The organism is Labrenzia sp. THAF82 (genome assembly GCF_009363435.1).
In the GTDB taxonomy this organism is placed as follows: Bacteria; Pseudomonadota; Alphaproteobacteria; order Rhizobiales; family Stappiaceae; genus Roseibium; species Roseibium porphyridii.
In genome coordinates, this window is record NZ_CP045354.1 from 264,785 (window position 1) to 285,785 (window position 21,001).

Genomic DNA, 21,001 nt, shown 5'->3' on the forward strand with positions numbered 1-21,001 from the left:
GTCAGCTACCGTTGCCCCCGTCAGCTATAAGTTTATTGTCAAGGCGCCAATACGCTTCTTCAACAGCAGTCCTGAATGTTCGGCCAACCGGCACAGCGTGGCCGTTCCTCAACAGCAACACAGTTTTCCCGTTCTGTCGGCTGCGCCCTGTCACGGCGTGCAAAGCCACCCAGTGAGATCTATGTGTCTGGACGCCTTGTTCGCCTGCAGCCTCAGCTATGGCGTCCCGAAAACGCATTGCAAGAAGGGCGGACCCGGTCTCGGTTTCAACCTCGACATAGTGATCACGTGCCGTCAATCGCAGGAGACGGCCTCGACTGTTCAGCGGCAGTCTGTCCAATAGCCTTGGCCGCGAACACGACTGCACGGAGATCTTGGGTGCTGCGAAAACATGAAAAAAGACGGTCAGGCATCCAAGCACGACGACGCACTGCCCATAGAGCGGCAGCAAATGGCCGTTGAGAGGGTTGGTGCCGAAAAGTGCCCAAATCAGGGAAACCACAAAGCAAACAGGTATTGCCGTCAACACTGAAACGGCAACCATCTCCAAGAAAACTGGAATGTTTCTACGCCTTAGAAATGTTTCAATTGCCGATGCCGTCGCGTGTCCAATCGAGGCGGTTCCGATGACAATCATGCCCCAATACAGCAACCGCATGGTTGGCGAGAACGCGCCATAAGTTCCAAACGGGCCAATCAGTGCGAGAAAAACCGCAGCTGTGATCAGAAGCGCCAGCGTCTGCCTGGAAACAAACGGCGCCACGCAATCGTGTGCAAAATTGCGCAACAAGGCGTCGTTCGCGAAATCTGGCTGCATTTGGCGAAATCCTCCTTGCTTCAGCGTCCTGGCGCGATCAATGACGCGAAAATTAGTCTACTTCAGAAGCGAGAGAGTAACCATGTCCCTCTGCCGTTCAAAGCCGTTTGCGGCGATGATACTGCCGGTGTGTTTCGGTCTGGCCAGCGTGTGCTTGACCGAAGCTGTACCAGCCTGCTCCACCGTTGCCTTTGTGGACACTCAACGTCCTATGCTTGCCTACAATTTCGATTTCGAAGCAACCGGTGCAGGCTTTCTGACTGTCAACTCCTCCGGTAGCAGACGGCAATCCATTTCAGAAGACCGTCCTGCAAGCTGGACTGCTGAATATGACAGCTTGACCATCAATCAGGTTGGCCCGGGCATGCCGGCCGCAGGAATGAATACGGCAGGACTTGTTGTCACGTTGATGTGGAACAAGGATGCCGTTTTTGGAGGGGCGGCAGGCTTGCCTTCGGTCAGCGAATTGGAGTTCATTCAACGCCTACTCGATCTTTCAGGATCCGTTGAAGAAGCCGTGGAGCATGCAAAGGGCGTGCGGATCGACGGGCTCGTGCCAATCCACTATTTCCTTTTTGATCAGGCAGGCGCAGCAGCCGTTCTCACTCCCGGAAAGTCCGGTTTGGTTGTCCATCAGGGTATCGACCTTCCTGTTCCCGCATTGACCAACACGTCTTATCGAGAAGCGCTTCTTCATCTGGCTCAATTCAGAGGATATGGCGGCGCATCACCGGTTCCTCAGCACCAAAGCCGAGGCGACCAAAACAGCCTTGACCGCTTTGCGATTGCGGCCAATGCGGCGCAACACTCCAAAGGCCGGACAAACGCAGCTGAAGCCTTCAAGTTTCTGAACGAGTTGGCAAACTCTGAAACACGCTGGCAAATTGTGTTCGATCCGAAAGACCAGCAGATCCGGCTGCGAATTGAAGGGTCCTCGCTGGAGCACCGACTTGATCTCTCGACGCTGGTCTTTGCTTGCCAGGTACCACCCCTTGCGGTCGATTTGCGTCAATTGACCTCAGAATTTGAGGCAAAAGACCTGACGCCAATTCAGCCGGAATTGCTCAGCGAAAGTCTCACCGAAGTGCTTTCCTCAATGCGTCAGACGGCGCATCTTGGCCATGCGGAAATTGCCGGCTCGATCGCAACCGGACTGATTTTCTCCTCAAGCTGCACCGCGAACTGATTCCTGCTAGAGTTGACGCAGCGTTGGGTCGGTGCGCGAACCCTTCGTGACGTCAACTGGAGGGGACCAATCATGTGCGATTTCTGCGTCATCAATTCCGTCAAGCACCGCATGCTGTCCCGACGCGACTTCTTCAAGGCGACTGCTGTCGGTGCCAGCGTTGCAGCCGCAACGGCCCTTCCCGGTGCCATGCCCGCCATGGCGCAAACACCGACAACCATTTCGGACATGACCCACGAGCTTCACCCGACTTTTCCGACGTTCGGCGGCGGGCAGCAGTTTGAGTTGAACCGGATCTTTGACTTTGCGAAGGACGGTTACAACCTGTTTGAGATGCGCGTCAACGAGCATACCGGCACCCACTTGGATGCACCGCTGCATTTTTCCGCGGACGGACAGTCAGTTGCCGAAATCCCTGTCGAAAATCTGGTCGCCCCGCTTTGCATCGTCGATATTCGAACCAAAGCAGCAGACAATCCGGACGCACAGGTCACGCCGGACGATCTCAAGGCCTGGATCTCCAATCATGGCGACCTTCCGCCAGGAGCCTGCGTCGCGATGAACTCCGGCTGGGCCGCCCATGTCGATAGCGACAAGTTTCGCAACGCCGATGCCGATGGGGTCATGCATTTTCCAGGCTTCCACGTTGAAGCCACAAAAATGCTGATGGAAGAAGCCGATGTGGTTGGCATCGCGGTTGACAGTCTGTCCCTGGACCATGGGATCTCGAAGGATTTTGCCGTCCACTACGACTGGCTGCCGAGCAATCGCTGGGGCCTGGAATGCATCGCCAACCTCGACGCGCTACCGGCAACGGGAGCGACGCTGATCGTTGGCGCACCCAAAAACCGGGGTGGAACCGGGGGCCCCTCGCGCGTGATGGCGATGGTTTAGCGGCGCCTTTGCTCTGAGCCGCAATCACCGCATTTAGTGGGCGTCGTCCCAATTGTCGGCTGCACGGGCATCAACCTGCAGCGGGATGGAAAGGGTGAGGGCTGGATCGCAGGCATTTTCCATGACGTCCTTGATCACCGGGATCGTCTCGTCAACCTGTGCATCCGGGACCTCGAAAATCAGTTCGTCATGCACTTGCAGCAGCATTTGAGCATCCAGCCCGGCGCTGTTCAGTCTGTCTTCCATGCGCACCATTGCACGGCGCAGAATGTCGGCGGCTGACCCCTGGATCGGCGCGTTGATGGCCGCGCGCTCATAGAAGGCGCGCATGTTTGGGTTCTTGGTGTTCACTTCAGGGTAATGCGCCTTGCGACCGAATATCGTCGACACAAAACCATCGGCATGGACCTTCTTTTTGGTCGCTTCCATATAGTCCTTGATGCCTGGAAACCGCTCAAAATAGGTCTTTATGTAGTCGCCGGCTTCGCCGCGCGAAATGCCCAGCTGATTGGCAAGGCCAAAGGCAGAGATGCCGTAAATAATGCCGAAGTTGATGGCCTTGGCCTGACGACGAACCATCGGATCCATACCTTCGATGGGAGTGCCGAACATCTCGCTGGCTGTCATGGCATGGATATCAAGCCCGTCTTCAAATGCCTTCTTGAGTTGTGGGATATCGGCAATATGGGCGAGAACGCGCAGTTCAATCTGGCTGTAATCGGCCGAAACCAGCTTATGTCCTGCCTCAGAGACAAACGCCTGGCGGATCTTGCGCCCAGCCTCTGTCCGCACCGGGATATTCTGAAGGTTCGGTTCAGAAGAGGACAGCCGACCCGTTGTGGTCGATGCGAGCGCGTAGGAGGTGTGCACCCGCTTTGTTTCTGGGTTGATGTAACCCGGCAATGCATCGGAGTAAGTCGATTTCAGCTTTGACAGCTGGCGCCATGCAACAATTTTCGACGGCAGTTCGTGTCCTTCGGCTGCCAGGTCCTCCAGGACCTGAGCCGAGGTTGACCAGGCCCCCGTCTTGGTTTTCTTGCCCCCGGGCAAACCCATCTTGCCGAACAGAATGTCACCCAACTGCTTGGGAGAGCCGATGTTGAAGGTTTCACCCGCCAGTTCGTAGATTTCCGATTCCTGCGCGGCCATGCCTTGCGCGAAATCACCGGAAAGTCTGGACAGCATTTGCCTGTCAACGGAGATTCCGCGTTTTTCCATGCGCGCCAGCACAGGAACCATGGGACGTTCCAGCGTTTCATAGACCGTCGCCATGCGATCGGACACAAGACGCGGCTTAAGGATCATCCAGAGCCTTAAGGTGACGTCGGCATCCTCTGCTGCATAGGCCGTCGCCTTGTCGATAGCCACCTTGTCGAAGGTGATCATTGATTTGCCGGAACCGCAGACTTCCTTGAACGGGATCGGCTTGTGGTCGAGCCATCGATCCGACAACTCATCCATGCCGTTGCCACCCTTGCCGGCGTCAACCGTATAAGAGAGCAGCATTGTGTCGTCGAACGGGCCGATATCGACGCCGTAGCGGGTCATGACCAGCCAATCGTATTTGAGGTTCTGCGCAATTTTCAGCACCGACGCATCTTCAAGCATCGGCTTCAGAACATCCAATGCATCCTGAAGAGGTATCTGGTCCGGCAAAAGACCCCCACCCCCCAACAGATCGCCTTCACCGTCAACATGGGCAAGCGGCACATAACAGGCTTTCCCGGGTTCGGTGGACAGCGACAGGCCGACAAGGTCCGCCTGCATGGCATTCAAGGACGTGGTTTCAGTGTCGAAGGCGACATAGCCTTTTTCAAAGGCAGCTTCACACCATTCTTTCAGGCGATCGACCGATGTGACAGTTTCATAGGCGCTGGAATCAATTGCAATTGCCTTCACGCTTTCGGCGCGCGCGTCCGCTACCGTCTGCGGCACCATCATGCCTTCTACGCCGGGCGTACCGTCGCTTGTTGCTGCACCGGAACTTGTTTCGACGCGTTCAGCCATCCGACCCTTGTGATCGGGGACATCCCAACCAGGGACTTCGAACTCACTCGCCTCCACATTGGCAATGTCGGCTCCGGTTGTTTCCGCAACCCGTTTCGTAAGTGTGTTGAAGCCCATGGCCTTAAGAAAACCGACAGCTTTCGGGCCATCCATGTCGGTGACGGAGAGATTGCCGACCGGTGTTTCCACCGGAACATCCTGCTTGAGTGTCACGAGTTCCTTGGAAACACGGGCTTGATCGGCAAACTCGATCAGGTTTTCGCGACGCTTCTTCTGCTTGATCGTGTCGGCCTGGGCCAGGAGTGTTTCCAGATCGCCGAATTCATTGATCAAAAGAGCGGCGGTCTTAAGGCCGATGCCCGGAACGCCCGGAACATTGTCGACGCTGTCTCCGGCAAGCGATTGAACTTCGATGACCTTGTCCGGCCCAACGCCAAATTTCTCAAAGACTTCAGTCTCGCCGAAAATCTTGTTTTTCATGGTGTCGATCATGCCCACTTTGGGGCCGATCAATTGCATCAGGTCCTTGTCGCCCGAAACAATCGTGACCTGCGCACCCTGCTCTGCAGCCTGACGGGCGTAGGTCGCAATCAAATCGTCTGCCTCGAACCCAGCCTGCTCAATGCAATGCACCGAAAATGCACGCGTTGCCTCGCGGATCAGTCCGAATTGCGGCACCAGATCTTCCGGCGGCTCAGGCCTGTGGGCCTTGTATTCGGGATAGATCTCGTTTCGGAAGGTTTGTGCGGAATGATCGAAAATGACGGCAAAATGAGTCGGCTCATCGCCTTCTTCCGGGGTCAGTCCCTCCTGCAACAGCTTCCACAACATGTTGCAGAAACCCGAGACGGCACCAACGGGAAGACCGTCAGGCTTGCGCGTCAGCGGGGGTAAAGCGTGATATGCGCGGAAAATGAACGTGGAACCATCGACCAGAATCAGGTGGTCGTCAGCGGTGAGGGCAGGGGAAGAGCTTTGCGTCGACATGGCGCGGATCATGCCCGCAGCGTGCGCGAGAGAAAAGTCCTAATGTCAAAAATTCAAAGGACGTCCTGACTCAGGCTGGCAGACCCATGCTTTCACACAATCAGCCTTTTCCACCTTGAAGCCCTCTTCGAGCGCTGCTTCTGCCGGCTGCTAGCCCTATTGCTTGTAGATCCGGCAGATTAGAATGCGGTTCATTCAGCCGCCTGCGGCTGCCGCTTCTTGCCGAATGTTCCGGTCAGATAGGCCCATTCGGGGCGGCGGAATAGGAACCAGCCGAACCCGGTTTTCCGGATCATCCAGAACAGGATCATAGGGCTAACGGAGGCGACGATGGTCACGATGAGTGAAACCGTGCCGATATCCAGAATGCCCAGTTTGAGCAGAATCACGCGACTGACACCCATTGGAAAGAAGAAAGCCAGGTAGATGACGATTGAGTTTTCGCCAAAGTGGCGGAGAAAACCCAGCCGGCCAAACTTAACGATCAGCGCGCTGGTCAAGATGATCGCGCCAGCACCGGCGGCGCCAAGTGCAAGGGCCACTCCAGGCAGTGCCGCCCAACCGAGATAAACCAGGCCGCCATTTATGACACCCCAACCGATCAGATAAGCAAGGCTGATGCCGATCCGTTCCCGCGCCCATGCAGCAAGTTGGAAAATCTGGGGCGCAAAGATGTAGCCGGCATAGAAATAGACAAATCTTGAAGCGAACTCATCCACCAACAGCCATCCGGTATGGATCGGCGCAATTTGCAGAAGAGCGCCCACCGCCAGCATGACCTGCCAAGGAATACCCTTGTCGTGCGCCACCTTACAAACCAGGAAGAACACCGGCAGCATGTAGATGAACCACAAGGTGCCGAAGGGCTGCACGAAGCTGAGGAAATAGAACTCCAGAGTACCTGTAGTGCCCATTTCACCAACGAAAACAGGGGCTTTAACGGCAAACTGAATGGTCATCCAGAGGACGTAGAAATACGCGAAATGGACGACTTTGCGATCCAGATAGAGCTTCCAGTCCCGGGTGATCACATTGGACAGGAACAGACCGGAAATCAGAAAGAAGTCCGGCATGCGGAACGGTGCCGCGAAGGCAACTACGGCATGCATCCACCCGGTATCGCCGGCCGCAGCTTCAACACCCAGCACCGAGTGCATCATCACCACAAAGATGATGCAGATGCCTTTCGCCGTATCCACCCAGTCGATGCGTGCCGCACTCATAGCTCGTTTCCTCCACCTCCGCAGGCTATTTCCCGCGGATTTCGGAGGACTCCTAACTGAAACTGGTAAAAATTCAGCATACACCCAGTGTCACGATTTGGTGACCGGATTAAGGTTTTTCAGGACTTTGCGTCGTCTGAGCCGTCTTGCCAGGGACTGATCCTGGGTTGTCCGCTGCCGCTTGGCTTACCCTCAGTGCCATCGTTCTTTTCAGACCAATCGTCTGCATCCAGATCGACAACGCCTTCGCCAGACTGCCGGCGCGTCTGGCCGTTTTGGACAATGACAACATTTGACCGGGAGATGATGAACCTTGCTAGCGCCTCACGTATCGGCGGAACGAACAGCAACAAACCGATGGCATCTGTGACGAAACCCGGAATCAGCAGGAAAATGCTTGCCAGAACAATCATTGCGCCCTGCATCACTTCGTTGCCCGGCGAACGGCCTGCATCGAGCTCCTGCTGCATGCGCATGAGTAGGGACAAACCCTGCTGACGCAGCATCAAAGTGCCCGCAAGTGCTGTTACCACGGTTAGCAAAATGGTCGGAATCACACCAATCAAACCACCGACCCAAATGAAGACCGCGATCTCGATCAGGGGCAGCAGAAGAATGGCAGCAATGATATAAAGTCCCACGGGACCTCCATCGTCTGATAAGCTTGTTTGGGATAAGTTAGGCGTTCGTTGCTAAAAATGCGAGCTGACTGACATAGGAAAGAGCGACTTTACGCAAATTCAGTCTTGCTCTTGGGTCTGGATGCTGGTTCAAGGACCCCCTAAATAGGAAAGTAACAGACTTTGCGTATGGGGCGGCGTGCACCTTTCACGATCAAGGGGCGGCGCTAAGGCCTGAGAAGGGTAACCGGAAGCTAAAATGAACGAGATTTTTGACCCGTTAAACCTCCTCCTTATGGGACTTGCGGTTTTCATTCTGTTCAGACTGCGGTCTGTTCTTGGCAAACGCACCGGCAATGAACGTCCGCCTTTCGATCCGTATTCGAAGCCGGAACAAAAACCGGGCGATCAGGTCAATGGCGGCGACCAGGACAATGTGATCCCAATGCCGGGCCAGACCCAACAGCAGCCTGAACAGATGGAGCAACCCGCTGCAGGTGGTGAAGTTGTTATCGACAAGGTTGCCCCTGAGGGCTCGGCCCTCAACAGCGCCTTGAAACAGATCCTTTCGGTTGATCGCAGCTTCGAGCCCGAGCCGTTCCTGGAGGGCGCGCGGGCAGCTTACGAAATGATCGTGATGGCATTCGCTGACGGCGATAAAAAAGCACTGAAGAACCTTCTCTCGCACGAGGTCTACGAGGGGTTTGTTGCCGCTATCGAAGACCGTGAGAAACGCGGTGAAACCGTTGATTCAACCTTCATCGGTATCGACAAGGCTGAAATCGTTGAAGCTGCGCTGAAAGACGCCACGGCACAGGTGACTGTGAAAATTCACAGCCAGATGATTTCCGCCACGCGGGACAAGGACGGCGAAGTCGTCGACGGTGATCCAGCGAAAGTTTCCGAGGTGGTCGATATTTGGACGTTCGCACGGGACACAAGCTCCCGCGATCCGAACTGGAAGCTGGTCGCGACCGAATCCGCTGAATAACAATGACGTGGCCTGGGACAGGGTCCCGTCTCTTCACGAAGTGCAGAGGCGCGGCTTTGGCCGCGCCGCTTTTATTTGTCGGAGCCGCCGCAGCAATGCCGCAGACCCCGCAATATTCTGAACGCCTTGAAAGGCTCACCTTTGACGCTCTGCCAGGCTGGGCAGCGGACAATCATCGGGCGGCGCTTTCAAGCCTTCAGCGTATTTGTTCCAAACCTGAGTTGCTGAAGAATACAGTCACAGACCTTGTCCTGAAGGCAGACGACTTCGAGGCGCAATGCCCTGAAATCGAAGTTGCGCTGAAAACGCCAAAGGCTGCGCGTAGCTTCCTTGAAACCCACTTCTCGCCTTACCGCGTCGTCCGGAAGGGGTTCGTCACCGGCTATTTCGAACCCGAGCTGCGCGCCTCTCGTCATAGGACAGCAGTCTTTCAGACACCCCTTCACAGAAAACCCTCAGGTCTCGAAACCGTTTCACCCAAAAATCGACCGCCTGACTGGCCCGCAGATCTCAGTCATGGTCGTCTTCAGAACGGCATCTTGATCGAAATGCCAGACCGTGGTGCCATCATGGACGGCGCACTGGACCAGGAAGCACTCGAGCTGGTCTGGCTCGAAAGTCCGATCGACGCATTTTTCGTTCATGTACAGGGCTCTGCACGCCTGCGCCTGGACGATGGTTCTGTCATGCGTGTCGGCTATGCGGGAAAGACCGGGCATCCCTATACGGGGGTCGCTCGCTTGCTGGTCAAGCGCGGAGAAGGAGCCCCGGAAGACTTCACCATGTCCGGACTGCGGACATGGCTGGAGACCAATCCGGACAGGCGGGATGCGCTGTTGCGGGAGAACCGTTCCTACATATTCTTTCGTGAGGTCGTGGGTGCTGAGCCGGAGCAAGGACCTGTTGGATCTGCCGGCATAGCGTTGAGCCCGGGCAGGAGCCTGGCGGTCGACCCGGCACATATTCCCTTTGGCGCTCTTGTGTTTGTTTCCGCAAGTTTCAAAGATCCTGACACGCCCAAGCGATCTTTCGCCCGCCTCATGGTTGCCGACGACAGTGGTTCGGCCATCAAGGGACCTGTTCGAGGCGACATTTTTGCAGGCTCCGGCAAGGTTGCCGGTGATGTCGCCGGCGACATCAGGCATGAGGCCGAATTCGTCTTGCTTCTCCCCAACGCCCAGACGGACTGACACATGGGCAAGCGGGGCAAAAAGGGGGCACTTTCTCCGGAAGATCGGGAACTTTGGGGCAAGGTCGCCCAGACCCTGACCCCGCTTCATCCCGAACGTGCCAGGGTCCTGGAAGCCGAACTCGAAGATGTCGTCAAAGACACTCCGACCAAATCCGTAAAGCAACCCAAAACATCGACGGCCATTAAAGATCCCCCTGGGGAGCAAAAGGCCAAAGCTCCCATGCCGCTTCACCAGCTTGAACACCGGTTCCGACGCAAGATTGTGCGGGGTGTGAGGGCGATTGATGCCCGAATTGACCTGCATGGACTGACCCAGCATCAGGCACATGACAGGCTGTTGGGCTTCCTCTATCAGGCACAGGCAAGACGGCACAAAGTCGTTCTGGTGATTACGGGAAAAGGTGGCGGAGGTTCGAGCGCCTATATGGACGAGCGCGGGATTTTGCGCAGAATGGTTCCACAATGGCTGTCCATGCCTGACATGCGTCCCGTCGTCCTCGGTTATGAAGAGGCGCATGCGAGCCATGGCGGAGCAGGGGCGCTTTATGTCCGGATAAGGAAGAAAAGGTAGATCGTGACACCACTTGGGGCAAAAATCAGGGAACTGAGAACAAAGCAGGGCGTATCGCTGAAAGAAATGGCCGCGGCGCTTTCTGTTTCCAGTGCCTATCTTTCCGCACTTGAACACGGCAAGCGAGGCAAGCCCACCTGGTTTCTGGTGCAACGGATCATTACCTATTTCAACGTGATTTGGGATGAAGCGGAGGAAATCCAGCGCCTTGCGGAGCTGTCCGACCCGCGCGTGACCATCGACACTGCGGGCATGGACCCCAAGGCAACCGAACTTGCCAACCAACTCGCTTTAAAGATTGGCGGCTTGTCGGAAGAGTCATTGAACGGACTGCTGCATCAGTTGCGCGTCGCCGCCGTCAAAGATGACATCTAACTTAACAATTTCTGCCCAAACTTACCGCTTGGCAACGTGACTTGCCTGACCGCGGGTCAGGGGCATTGCAACGGCTTTCGGCTGTCCGTCAGATCAGGATTTACGTGTCCTTAGACGGAGTTCCCTATATAACCGGCAACCGACATTGACCGCCGCATCTTTTGAACGGACCTGCATACCAGCATGAAACTCTCTCAAGAAGACCTTGCCGGACTGATTGACTCTGACGCATTGCGTAGCCGATTGAGCACGCTGACTGAAAAGCATGACGGCGACGGGTCAGACATGAAGATCCGGGCCGAGGTTCTCAAAGAACTGAAATCACAGGTCAAATCTGCTCGAGCCGATGCGCAGAAACGCCTGAATGAAGATGGCGGCGGAATCTTGTGTGCCGGACGACTGTCATTCATCCAGGACGAGCTGATCCGCGTCATCTACGACTTTGCACGCAATCATGTCTATCGGATCAAAAACCCGTCGGCTGCAGAACGCATGTCGATTGCCGCTGTCGGCGGCTATGGCCGCGGCACGCTTGCACCGGGTTCGGACATCGATCTGCTGTTTATCCTACCTTACAAGCAGACACCCTGGGGCGAGCAAGTGGTGGAATACATCCTCTACATGCTTTGGGACCTTGGCTTCAAAGTCGGGCACGCAACCCGCAATATCGACGAGTGCATTCGTCTGGCCAAGACAGACATGACCATTCGGACCGCTATTCTGGAAGCCCGATTCATCTGGGGTGACAGGCCGCTTTACGACGAAATGGAAAAAAGGTTCGATGCTGAAGTCGTCAATGGCAGCAGCTCGGAATTCATCGCGGCAAAGCTCTTGGAACGGGATGAGCGACACCAGCGGCAGGGCACCTCACGATATCTGGTTGAACCGAATATCAAGGAAGGCAAGGGTGGCCTGCGAGACCTCAATACCTTGTTCTGGATCGCCAAGTATCACTACCGGGTCGAACGACAGGCCGAGCTGGTCAAGAAAGGCGTCCTGACACGCTCGGAATATGCCCGCTTCAAGAAATCAGAAGATTTCCTATGGGCTGTGCGCTGTCACCTCCACTTTCTGACCGGCAGGCCGGAAGAGAGACTTTCCTTTGATGTACAAAGGGAAATTGCCATTCGATTGAGCTATACGCAGCACCCCGGCATGAAAGATGTCGAGCGGTTCATGAAGCACTATTTCCTGGTCGCAAAGGACGTGGGCGATCTCACCCGGATCATCTGCGCTGCTCTGGAAGAGGAACATGTGAAGGAACCGCGCGGCAAAGGCTTGACCGGCATGATGCGCCGCCTGCGCAGCGGTCGAAAATCCAATACGGTGACGCCCATTAAGGGTGCTCCGGGCTTCGTGGTGGAAAACAATCGCATCAACGTTACGGCCGACACGATCTTTGAAAGTGACCCGACCAACTTTCTGCGGGTGTTCCAGGTCGCCGACAAGCACGACTACAATCTACACCCGCGCCTGACGCGTCTGATCCGTCAGTCCCTCAAACTCGTCGACAAGGATCTGCGAACCAACGCCGAAGCGAACAGACTTTTCCTGTCGGTTCTAACGTCCCGGCATCAGCCGGAAAAAACCTTGCGAAAGATGAACGAAACCGGCGTGCTTGGCCGATTTGTACCGGAGTTCGGCAAGGTCGTCGCGATGATGCAGTTCAATATGTATCACCACTACACCGTGGATGAGCATCTGATCCGGTCAATCGGCGTTCTGGCAGAAATCGAACGTGGCAATTCAGGTGACGACCACCCGCTTGCAACTGATCTGATCTTGACATTGCAGAACCGCAAAGTGCTTTTCGTTGCCATGTTCCTTCACGACATCGCCAAGGGACGACCGGAAGATCACTCTATCGCGGGCGCCAAGGTAGCGCGGAAAATCTGTCCGCGCTTCGGATTGAATGATGCGGAAACGGAGACTGTTGCCTGGTTGATCGCGCATCATCTCGACATGAGCACGATTGCCCAGTCGCGCGACCTTTCAGACCAGAAAACGATTCAGGACTTTGCACAGACGGTTCAATCCCTCGAGCGACTGAAACTGCTGCTGATCCTCACGGTTGCCGATATTCGCGCCGTTGGTCCGGGGGTTTTCAATGGCTGGAAAGGTCAGCTGCTGCGCACACTCTATTATGCAAGTGAACCGCATCTCTCAGGTGGGCACACCAAGATGTCGCACAATGTGGCCATTGCCGACGCCAAGGAAGGTCTCAGCAAAAAACTTGGACACTGGCCGGCAAAAGATAGAAAGGCGTATCTCGACCGGCACTATCCGGCCTATTGGCTGCGTACGGAGCCGGATCGGCTGGTCACACACGCAGAGTTGCTGCATCAGGCCGACAAGGATGGCAAGCAGCTGGCCTTTCAGGTAATCCCGCGCGCCTTTGAAGGCGTGACGGAACTGAACATCATGGCACCTGACCATCCGCGGTTCCTGTCCACCATCGCAGGGGCCTGTTTTTCAACCGGCGCCAACATTGTCGATGCGCAGATCGACACCACAACCGATGGATTTGCTCTTGATACGATCTTCATCGGCCGGGAATTGCCGGACGATGAGGACGAACGCCGCCGAGGCGAACGGATCACCGCGCTTATTTTGAAGACCTTGCGCGGAGATGAGCGTTTGCCAGAGCCTGTGTCCAAAAAGGGCTCGATGAAAGGGCGCGTCAAAGCCTTCAAGGTTGCGACGGACGTGCTGGTGAACAATGCCCTGTCGGATGACTATACCGTGCTTGAAATTTCCGGCCTTGACCGGCCCGGCCTGCTCTATGACCTGACACGGAGCATTGCCACACTCAATCTCAACATCGGCTCCGCTCACATCTCGACATTCGGCGAAAAAGCTGTCGACGTATTTTATGTGACCGACCTGACCGGTCAGAAAATTGCAAATATCGGCCGTCAGGACATTATTCGTGAGCGGCTTGCCAATGCAGTTGAAGGTGAGGTCGAATTGGACCCCGCCGCGCCTGTTGCGCGCAAAGTCCAGAAACAGGCTTCCTGACTTGTGCTGCCTTAACACAGGAACCCACTCGGCATGAGCCTTGTCCGCAATTTCGCTACTGTCGGCGGCGCGACGCTACTCAGCCGCCTGCTTGGATTTGTGCGCGATGTGCTGCTTGCTGCAGCTGTGGGGGCCGGACCTGTCGCAGACGCGTTCGTGGTGGCATTCCGGCTGCCGAATCTGTTCCGACGATTGTTCGCCGAAGGCGCATTCAATTCGGCTTTTATTCCACTTTTCGGCAGAAAAGTGGAAGAAGAAGGCGATCAAGGTGCCAGGCAATTTGCCGGTGAAATCGGTGCCGCGCTGCTGTTCTGCCTGCTTGTTCTGACGGCACTGGCGCAAATCTTCATGCCATTTGTTGTCTGGGCCCTGGCACCCGGTTTCGTGGCAGATCCGGAGAAATACGACCTGACTGTGCTTATGGCCAGGATCGCCTTTCCCTATCTCATCTTCATGTCGCTGCTTGCCTTTATCGGCGGCATTTTGAACACCTATCACCGCTTTGCTGCCGCGGCCTTTGCGCCCGTGATGCTCAACGTCGTGATGAGCCTCGTGCTCGGCGGTGTCCTCCTTGCCGGTATCGAAGACAACTCGACGCTCGGTATCATTCTCACGATCGGTGTGACGGTTGGCGGCATCGTGCAGCTCCTGGTCGTGATCATCGATCTGAAACGGCTCGGTTTTCGCATTCCGGTCTTTCGCCCACGCTATACCAAGTCCGCCAAACGGCTTCTGGTCCTTGGCATTCCGGGCGTCATTGCCGGTGGTGTCACGCAAATCAACATTGCAGTTGGGCAGATCATCGCGTCCATGCAGGAAGGTGCCAATGCGCTGCTTTATTTCGCGGACCGCCTTTACCAACTTCCGTTGGGTGTCATCGGAATCGCGATCGGTGTGGTGCTTCTGCCAAGTCTGACCCGACAATTGCGGGCGGGCGAAACCGCCGCTTACCAGCACAGCCTGAACCGCGCACTTGAATTCTCTCTGGTATTGACCTTGCCGGCCGCCGTTGCCCTGGCAGTCGTGCCGCACGAAATCGTTTCGGTGTTGTTTCAACGGGTCCGGTTCGACGCACAGGCGGTTGACGGAACAGCGGCAGCGCTGATGGCGTTTTCGTTCGGGTTGCCGGCCTTTGTTCTCAACAAGGTCTTTTCCCCCGGCTACTTTGCCCGGGAAGACACAAAAACGCCGATGAAATTTGCCGTGGTCGGAATGGTCGTAAACGTGATCTTGTCGATCGCGCTGTTTCCCTGGCTCATGCATGTCGGCATTGCGCTGGCTACAACGTTGGCAGGGTGGGTCAACACGGCTTTGTTGATCAGCGTTCTTTGGAAGCGCGGTCACTTCACGCCCGATTTTTCATTGCTAAAACGCCTATTGCTTGTGCTGCTCGCAAGCGCGCTGATGGGCGTGAGTGTTCATTTCGCCGCCGATCTCCTGGCTCCGTATCTCAGCGATGGCTGGCTCCTTGTGCGTGCTGCAAGCCTGGGTCTTCTCGTACTTGTTGGCATTGTGACGTTCGCGCTCATTGCACAACTAAGCGGCGGCGCCGACGTTCTTGGCATGGCCAAAGCGTTGAGAAGGCGCAACACCTAATCGCGAAACGCCACAACTTGATCATTCCGGCTTGCATCAAGGCAGTTGCGGGCTTAAACCCGGCGCGCCCAAATGTTCACAGCGCCCTTCCAACCGGCCGCACTAATAAAAGGGATTGATCATGGCGGAGTTCCAGCCCCGTGTATTTTCAGGCGTACAGCCGACCGGCAACCTCCATCTTGGAAATTATCTTGGCGCAGTCTCGCGTTGGGTCCCACTTCAGGACCAAATGCCGACGATTTTCTGCGTTGTCGACGCTCATGCAATCACGGCCGGTTTTCCGGACCCGATGGAAATGACCGATGCAACACGGGAAGTAACCGCGGCTTATATGGCGGCAGGTATCGACCCGAAGAAATCGATCATCTTCAATCAATCCCAGGTCCGCGAACATATGGAACTCGCGTGGATCTTCAATTGCGTGGCGCGGATGGGCTGGCTCAACCGCATGACCCAGTTCAAGGAAAAGGCCGGCAAAAACAAGGAAAACGCTTCCGTTGGCCTGTTCGCCTATCCCAACTTGATGGCTGCCGATATTCTGGCTTATCGGGCAACCCATGTTCCGGTTGGCGACGACCAGAAACAGCACCTTGAATTGACGCGCGACATTGCGGCGAAGTTCAACAATGATTTTGGCGACAGGATCAAGGAGCTGGGCATCGGCGTGCCGAATCCAACGCCGTCTCCCGAACTGCCGGAACAGCTCTATTTCCCGCTGACCGAGCCAATGATCGCGGGTCCGGCAACCCGGATCATGTCATTGCGCGACGGCACCAAGAAAATGTCCAAATCCGATCCCTCGGATCTGTCACGCATCAACCTGACCGACGATGCAGATCTGATTGCAAAGAAGGTCAAAAAAGCCAAGACCGACCCCGACGCTCTTCCCAGCGAAACGGATGGTCTCGAGGGCCGGCCCGAAGCAGACAACCTTGTGGGCATCTATGCGGCACTCGGCGGGATCAGCAAGGAAGACGTTTTGCAGGAATTTGGCGGTCAGCAGTTTTCAGCCTTCAAGCCGGCACTGTCCGATCTTGCCGTTGCAAAACTGTCGCCGATGACAGACGAAATGCGTCGGTTGATGGATGACAAGACCCAGATCGATGCCGTTTTGAAGGACGGTGCGGAAAAGGCATCTGCCATCGCTGAACCGGTCCTGAAGGACGTGAGAAAAATCATAGGTTTTCTCGAAGTCCGCTAGATCCTGCTAGGGTTCAGCACCCACCAAACAGGCTGAATTCATGCAAAAGTCTATTCAAACGATCGATCTTCAACGTTACCCGGAACGGACTGTGTCTGTTCTGGGTACGCTGTCCTTTGCCGCCTTTACGCTGAAAGCATACGGGCTTTTTGTTGACGACAACACTTTGACCGATGAGGAACTGGGCCACGCACGTGGTGTCTTCACTTCACGTCTGGCTGATGTTGCCACCGCAGATGGTGAAAACTATCTCGGTTTTGCCCTCATTCACAAAGGTACTGAGGGACTGACACTCTCGTCTTTCTGGTGGGTTCAGGGATGCGTATTATGTCATGACCATGTGCGAATTCCATTTAACGGTATCGATACAATGTCTGACATGCGTCCTCATGTTCTCGGTTGCGTCTGGGAGCTCGATTTAATTCACTTCGAACGCAATGCCTGGCAACAGAAGATGATGCGGCCGCAACCGGATGCAAAAGACTACCTGCACAGCTGGTTCAAGCCCACCAAAGCCTGATTTTCCATATGTTTGAACAATCAGTGAAACGGTTTCTCAAAGATTAAGCGGCACTCTCTCATCACCTTGGGTCTTGATGAGAGTTTGAACTTGGCCAACCAACACAACGACCGCGCCACAGACACCGAAGTCGCTGGTGAAAACGCTCAGCACGAAAGACGCCGGAGCGAGCACGCGCTGCCTTCGCAAGATTCCACAGCCTCGCCTTCGACCGAAAGACGCTCTCGAACAACTGATGCCAACGAACTTGGACCCGATGTCGGACCCGGCCGCCGCGCCACCGATCGGCCTGTGTCGCCGCCGGCCAAATCATTGCAGCGCCTGGCCGTAGTCGCCTTGGTGGTGGGGCTCACCGCGGGGTTTCTTCTCGTTTCAGCCGATGGAGTGAACCGCTTTCTGGGCCTTGGACTGGCTTTTTTCGCTGGTGGTCTGGCTGTTTGGCGCCTGCTGGCTGATGACATGCACCGGTCGGTTGCCGCAATTCAGGTCAAAGACGACAAGATCCGCAGGCTCATGGCGCGCTGCGAGGAACTTGAAGACCGGGCTTGGGAACTCGGCGAATCCGACGAACGGCATGCCAGTATACTGGCGACGCTTGGCGATGTTGTCATCCGGCGCGATCAGGACGGTTTGGTTACATATGTAAATTCCGCTGCCGACGATGTCTTCGGCTCAAACCATGGTCTGCGAACTGGCAACGCGATGCACTTGCCGCTTGTTGAAACCACTGGAACTGATGACAGGCGCCCTCATGAGAGTGCCGCCAGGATGGGGGGCATGGGCTTTGAGGATCTTCACATTGAAACCGTGCAAGGCAAGCGCTGGTTTTCGCGGATCGACATCCCTGTGCGCGATTCGTCGACAGATCGGCAACTTGTTCAGACCGTATTGCGCGATGTGACGGAACGCCGCCTGATCGAGGAAGACTTGCTGGCAGCCCGGCACTCAGCTGAAAATTCCAACGAGGCCAAGTCCAGATTTCTGGCAACTGTGAGCCATGAGATCCGAACACCGTTGAACGGCGTTTTGGGCATGGCAGCCCTTTTGCGCGACACGCGCCTTACAAAAGAGCAGCATGCCTATATCGAAGCGCTCGAAACGTCCGGTGAAACTCTGCTTTTGCTGATTGATGAAGTGCTCGACTTCTCCAAGGTGGAAGCCGGAAAACTGGACATTCAGGCGGCCCCAACACCAATCGGACCGTTGGCTGAAAGCGTCGTTGAACTTCTGGCCCCCAAGGCACATGCCAAAAACCTCGAAATCGGTGCGATTCTCGCGTCAAATCTTCCGGCCGAAGTGACAATCGATGCCACACGTGTCCGGCAGATCCTATTCAATCTGATTGGCAACGGTGTCAAATTTACGGATCAGGGCGGCGTCGCTGTGGACCTTTCAGGCCGGCCAAATCCGGCTGGCGGCAGTTTTCTGGATATCGAAGTTCGCGATACGGGCATTGGTTTTGACGAAGCAGAGGCTGAACGTCTCTTTCGGGAATTCGAACAGGTCGATCATGGCCCTGCGCGAAAGTTTGGCGGCACAGGACTTGGCCTTGCCATTGCCCAAAGACTGGCAGGTCTGATGGGTGGATCCATTTCCGCGAGACCGACTGCGGAGGGCGGCGCTGCCTTCTGTGTCAGATTGCCGATCGCTGAAAGCTTGAAGAATGTTTCCGATCCCCGGTTTGCCGCCTTGGACCAGCGTAATATCGTCTTTGTGAGCAACAGCGTCGTTGAAGGTCCGTTGCTTGCCAAACGCCTTGACCAGCACGGGGCTGATGTCGCCGTACTCGCACCCGGTGACGATGCGCTTGAGGACAAGCTCGCATCAGCGGACCTGCTGGTTGTCGACAATGCGGCCCTTTCAGACAGTGGCGGCTGGCTCGCAACGGCGCGTCTAACTGGATGCCACGCGCCTGCCATTGTGATGATCGCTCCACCCGAGCGGGACCGCCTCGACCATCTGCGCGCAGCCGGATATGCCGCTTATCTGATCCGACCTGCGCGTCTTGAGACAGTCGCCCAGATTTTTTCAGGCCTTCTCGGAGAAACCGGTATTGAAAGCGCCTGGGATGTCAGTGCAGAACCCATCAGCAACGGACTTCTGGCAAATCGGGCCGCAGTGCCAGCGAGACCATTGCGTCTGCTGGTGGCCGAAGACAACGATATCAATCGGCTTTTGAGCGAAGCACTGCTTCGCAAACTCGGCCATGTCCCCGTCATGGTCACGGATGGCGAGAAAGCCGTGGAAGCGGCTGCGCATGGCTCTTTTGACGCCATATTGATGGATCTGCACATGCCCGGCCTTGATGGTTTTCAGGCCATAGCCAAAATCCGCGAGGACGAGAAGGCAGCGGGGCGAGCACAGGTGCCTGTACTGATTGTTACGGCCGACGTGATGAAAGATGCCAGAGACAAAGCAAGGGACGTCGGTGCGGCTGGATACCTGACCAAACCATTGTCGGTGGATGCCATTTTCGACGCTCTTTCTGAGATCAACCGCAACTGAATCCAGAGCGCTGAAGCGCCCTCCGGCCGCCTGACCACCGGGACATGAACCAAGCTTGCCGAATTTCACAATTTCACCCTATTCGGCTAGACTTGCCCTTGATCAAAACAAAACAAATACACACGTGTCATCCAGCTGTCGGAAAACTATGGTCTACGGCAGCTTCGAAGCACATCACCTGACACCGGAGATGCAATTCCGGCAAAGGAAATACAGTCGGTGAAACAGCCACGAAGCTGTGAAACCGGTTGTCGTGCGCTTGAGAGGAATTCGCGAGGGTGAAATGTCCATAATGCGGCAAGGGCTTTTTTCTCCCAGGAAACTGGTGCGGAAGTTCACACCTGGTATGCGCCCGGGCGCGCCGATCAGCGCGCCTCCCACGCGTGCGACCTCACCGCGTATGCCTGCAAAAACCGGAGAAACCCTTGGTCGGATCGGCTCTTTGGAAGTGCGTATGGCGCGCAACTTCAAGGAGGTCAAAAAAGCTCAAAGGCTGCGCTATCAGGTGTTCTATGAGGAAATGTCGGCGATCGCTGATGCGAACACATTAGCTACACGGCGCGACGCCGACCCGTTTGATGCCTATTGCGATCATTTGCTGGTGGTCGACCATGCCTCGATGAAACGGAACAAACTTGGTCGCCTGAAACCGGAAATTGTCGGAACATACAGGATCCTCCGGCAGGAAATCGCCGATCAGCACGCCGGATTTTACACAGCTGCCGAATATGACATCCAGGCCTTGATTGACGCCAATCCGGGCAAAAGGTTCATGGAACTCGGGCGCTCATGCGTCTTAAAACCTTATAGAAACAAGAAGACCGTAGAATTGCTTTGGCACGGCATATGGGCCTACGTTCTTCGCTACAAGATCGACGTCATGCTTGGCTGTGCGTCGATCGAAGGCACGGACCCGGACGCCCTTGCCGGTCAATTGTCGTTCCTGCATCACAACGCACGCGCACCAGAGAAATGGCGCGTTCGGGCCGTTAAGGACCGTTATATTGAAATGAACAGGCTTCCGTCTGATCAGGTCAATGCCAAACAGGCTTTGCGCTCCCTGCCACCATTGGTCAAAGGTTACCTGCGTCTTGGGGCGTTTATCGGTGACGGCGCGGTAGTCGACCCCCAATTCGGTACCACGGACGTATTGATCATCATGCCCGTTTCCGAATTGAACACTCGGTATGTCAACTACTACGGTGCTGATGCCAGCCGGTATTCCAGCTGAAACCGGCAAACCCAGTGACCGTTGTGACCGGCGACCGCATGTGATCATTCCCAGTTGTTCAGCCGGT

16 protein-coding genes and 1 pseudogene are annotated in these 21,001 nt (G+C 55.8%); 13 read left to right on the plus strand and 4 right to left on the minus strand.

Annotated elements, in window-relative coordinates:
- Position 1: 1 nt before the first annotated feature.
- Positions 2 to 817: a LytTR family DNA-binding domain-containing protein gene (locus FIV00_RS01235; RefSeq protein WP_152499111.1), complete on the minus strand. Its 816-nt coding sequence runs from the start codon at positions 815 to 817 to the stop codon at positions 2 to 4.
- An 82-nt stretch (positions 818 to 899) separates the two neighbouring features.
- On the opposite strand from FIV00_RS01235, the gene FIV00_RS01240 reads away from it, so the two are divergent.
- Positions 900 to 2,003 (plus strand): linear amide C-N hydrolase, encoded by a 1,104-nt coding sequence (locus tag FIV00_RS01240; RefSeq protein ID WP_173005832.1) that lies wholly within the window; start codon positions 900 to 902, stop codon positions 2,001 to 2,003.
- 72 nt (positions 2,004 to 2,075) lie between these two features.
- The gene (locus FIV00_RS01245; RefSeq protein WP_152499113.1) at positions 2,076 to 2,897 is read left to right on the plus strand and encodes a cyclase family protein; all 822 of its coding nucleotides are present in this window, start codon (positions 2,076 to 2,078) and stop codon (positions 2,895 to 2,897) included.
- 33 nt (positions 2,898 to 2,930) lie between these two features.
- On the opposite strand, the gene polA is transcribed toward FIV00_RS01245, so the two are convergent.
- From polA to FIV00_RS01260, 3 genes are all read right to left on the minus strand, one after another.
- Positions 2,931 to 5,903: a DNA polymerase I gene (gene polA / locus FIV00_RS01250; RefSeq protein WP_152499114.1), complete on the minus strand. Its 2,973-nt coding sequence runs from the start codon at positions 5,901 to 5,903 to the stop codon at positions 2,931 to 2,933.
- 179 nt (positions 5,904 to 6,082) lie between these two features.
- A complete protein-coding gene (locus FIV00_RS01255) occupies positions 6,083 to 7,114 on the minus strand; it encodes an acyltransferase family protein (protein WP_152499115.1) in 1,032 nt (343 codons plus the stop codon).
- 119 nt (positions 7,115 to 7,233) lie between these two features.
- Entirely contained in the window at positions 7,234 to 7,755 is a 522-nt protein-coding gene (locus FIV00_RS01260) for an FxsA family protein (RefSeq protein ID WP_152499116.1), read from the minus strand.
- Positions 7,756 to 7,993: 238 nt separating this feature from the next.
- Here FIV00_RS01260 and FIV00_RS01265 point away from each other — a divergent pair, with 238 nt between their 5' ends.
- The 11 genes and pseudogenes from FIV00_RS01265 to FIV00_RS01310 all read left to right on the plus strand — a co-directional run bounded on the left by FIV00_RS01265 (position 7,994) and on the right by FIV00_RS01310 (position 20,934).
- On the plus strand, positions 7,994 to 8,725 hold the full coding sequence (locus FIV00_RS01265; protein WP_152499117.1) for a Tim44/TimA family putative adaptor protein: 732 nt from the start codon (positions 7,994 to 7,996) through the stop codon (positions 8,723 to 8,725).
- A 95-nt stretch (positions 8,726 to 8,820) separates the two neighbouring features.
- On the plus strand, positions 8,821 to 9,915 hold the full coding sequence (locus FIV00_RS01270) for a murein transglycosylase A (protein WP_152499118.1): 1,095 nt from the start codon (positions 8,821 to 8,823) through the stop codon (positions 9,913 to 9,915).
- 3 nt (positions 9,916 to 9,918) lie between these two features.
- Positions 9,919 to 10,488 carry a Smr/MutS family protein gene (locus FIV00_RS01275; protein ID WP_152499119.1) on the plus strand — a complete coding sequence of 190 codons (570 nt, stop codon included), beginning with the start codon at positions 9,919 to 9,921 and terminating at the stop codon, positions 10,486 to 10,488.
- Positions 10,489 to 10,491: 3 nt separating this feature from the next.
- A complete protein-coding gene (locus FIV00_RS01280; RefSeq protein WP_152499120.1) occupies positions 10,492 to 10,863 on the plus strand; it encodes a helix-turn-helix domain-containing protein in 372 nt (123 codons plus the stop codon).
- A 183-nt stretch (positions 10,864 to 11,046) separates the two neighbouring features.
- Positions 11,047 to 13,881, plus strand: a complete 2,835-nt coding sequence (locus tag FIV00_RS01285) for a [protein-PII] uridylyltransferase (protein WP_152499121.1) — start codon at positions 11,047 to 11,049, stop codon at positions 13,879 to 13,881.
- A 33-nt stretch (positions 13,882 to 13,914) separates the two neighbouring features.
- Positions 13,915 to 15,477, plus strand: a complete 1,563-nt coding sequence (gene murJ, locus FIV00_RS01290) for a murein biosynthesis integral membrane protein MurJ (protein ID WP_152499122.1) — start codon at positions 13,915 to 13,917, stop codon at positions 15,475 to 15,477.
- A 121-nt stretch (positions 15,478 to 15,598) separates the two neighbouring features.
- On the plus strand, positions 15,599 to 16,678 hold the full coding sequence (trpS, locus tag FIV00_RS01295) for a tryptophan--tRNA ligase (RefSeq protein ID WP_152499123.1): 1,080 nt from the start codon (positions 15,599 to 15,601) through the stop codon (positions 16,676 to 16,678).
- Between the two features lie 40 nt (positions 16,679 to 16,718).
- Positions 16,719 to 17,198, plus strand: a complete 480-nt coding sequence (locus FIV00_RS01300) for a hypothetical protein (protein WP_152499124.1) — start codon at positions 16,719 to 16,721, stop codon at positions 17,196 to 17,198.
- 513 nt (positions 17,199 to 17,711) lie between these two features.
- Positions 17,712 to 18,068 (plus strand): annotated as a pseudogene (locus tag FIV00_RS30490) (PAS domain-containing sensor histidine kinase); the annotation flags it as partial.
- Between the two features lie 120 nt (positions 18,069 to 18,188).
- Entirely contained in the window at positions 18,189 to 19,703 is a 1,515-nt protein-coding gene (locus FIV00_RS30495; protein ID WP_371419576.1) for a response regulator, read from the plus strand.
- 292 nt (positions 19,704 to 19,995) lie between these two features.
- Positions 19,996 to 20,934, plus strand: a complete 939-nt coding sequence (locus FIV00_RS01310; protein WP_152504061.1) for a GNAT family N-acetyltransferase — start codon at positions 19,996 to 19,998, stop codon at positions 20,932 to 20,934.
- Positions 20,935 to 21,001 lie beyond the last annotated feature (67 nt).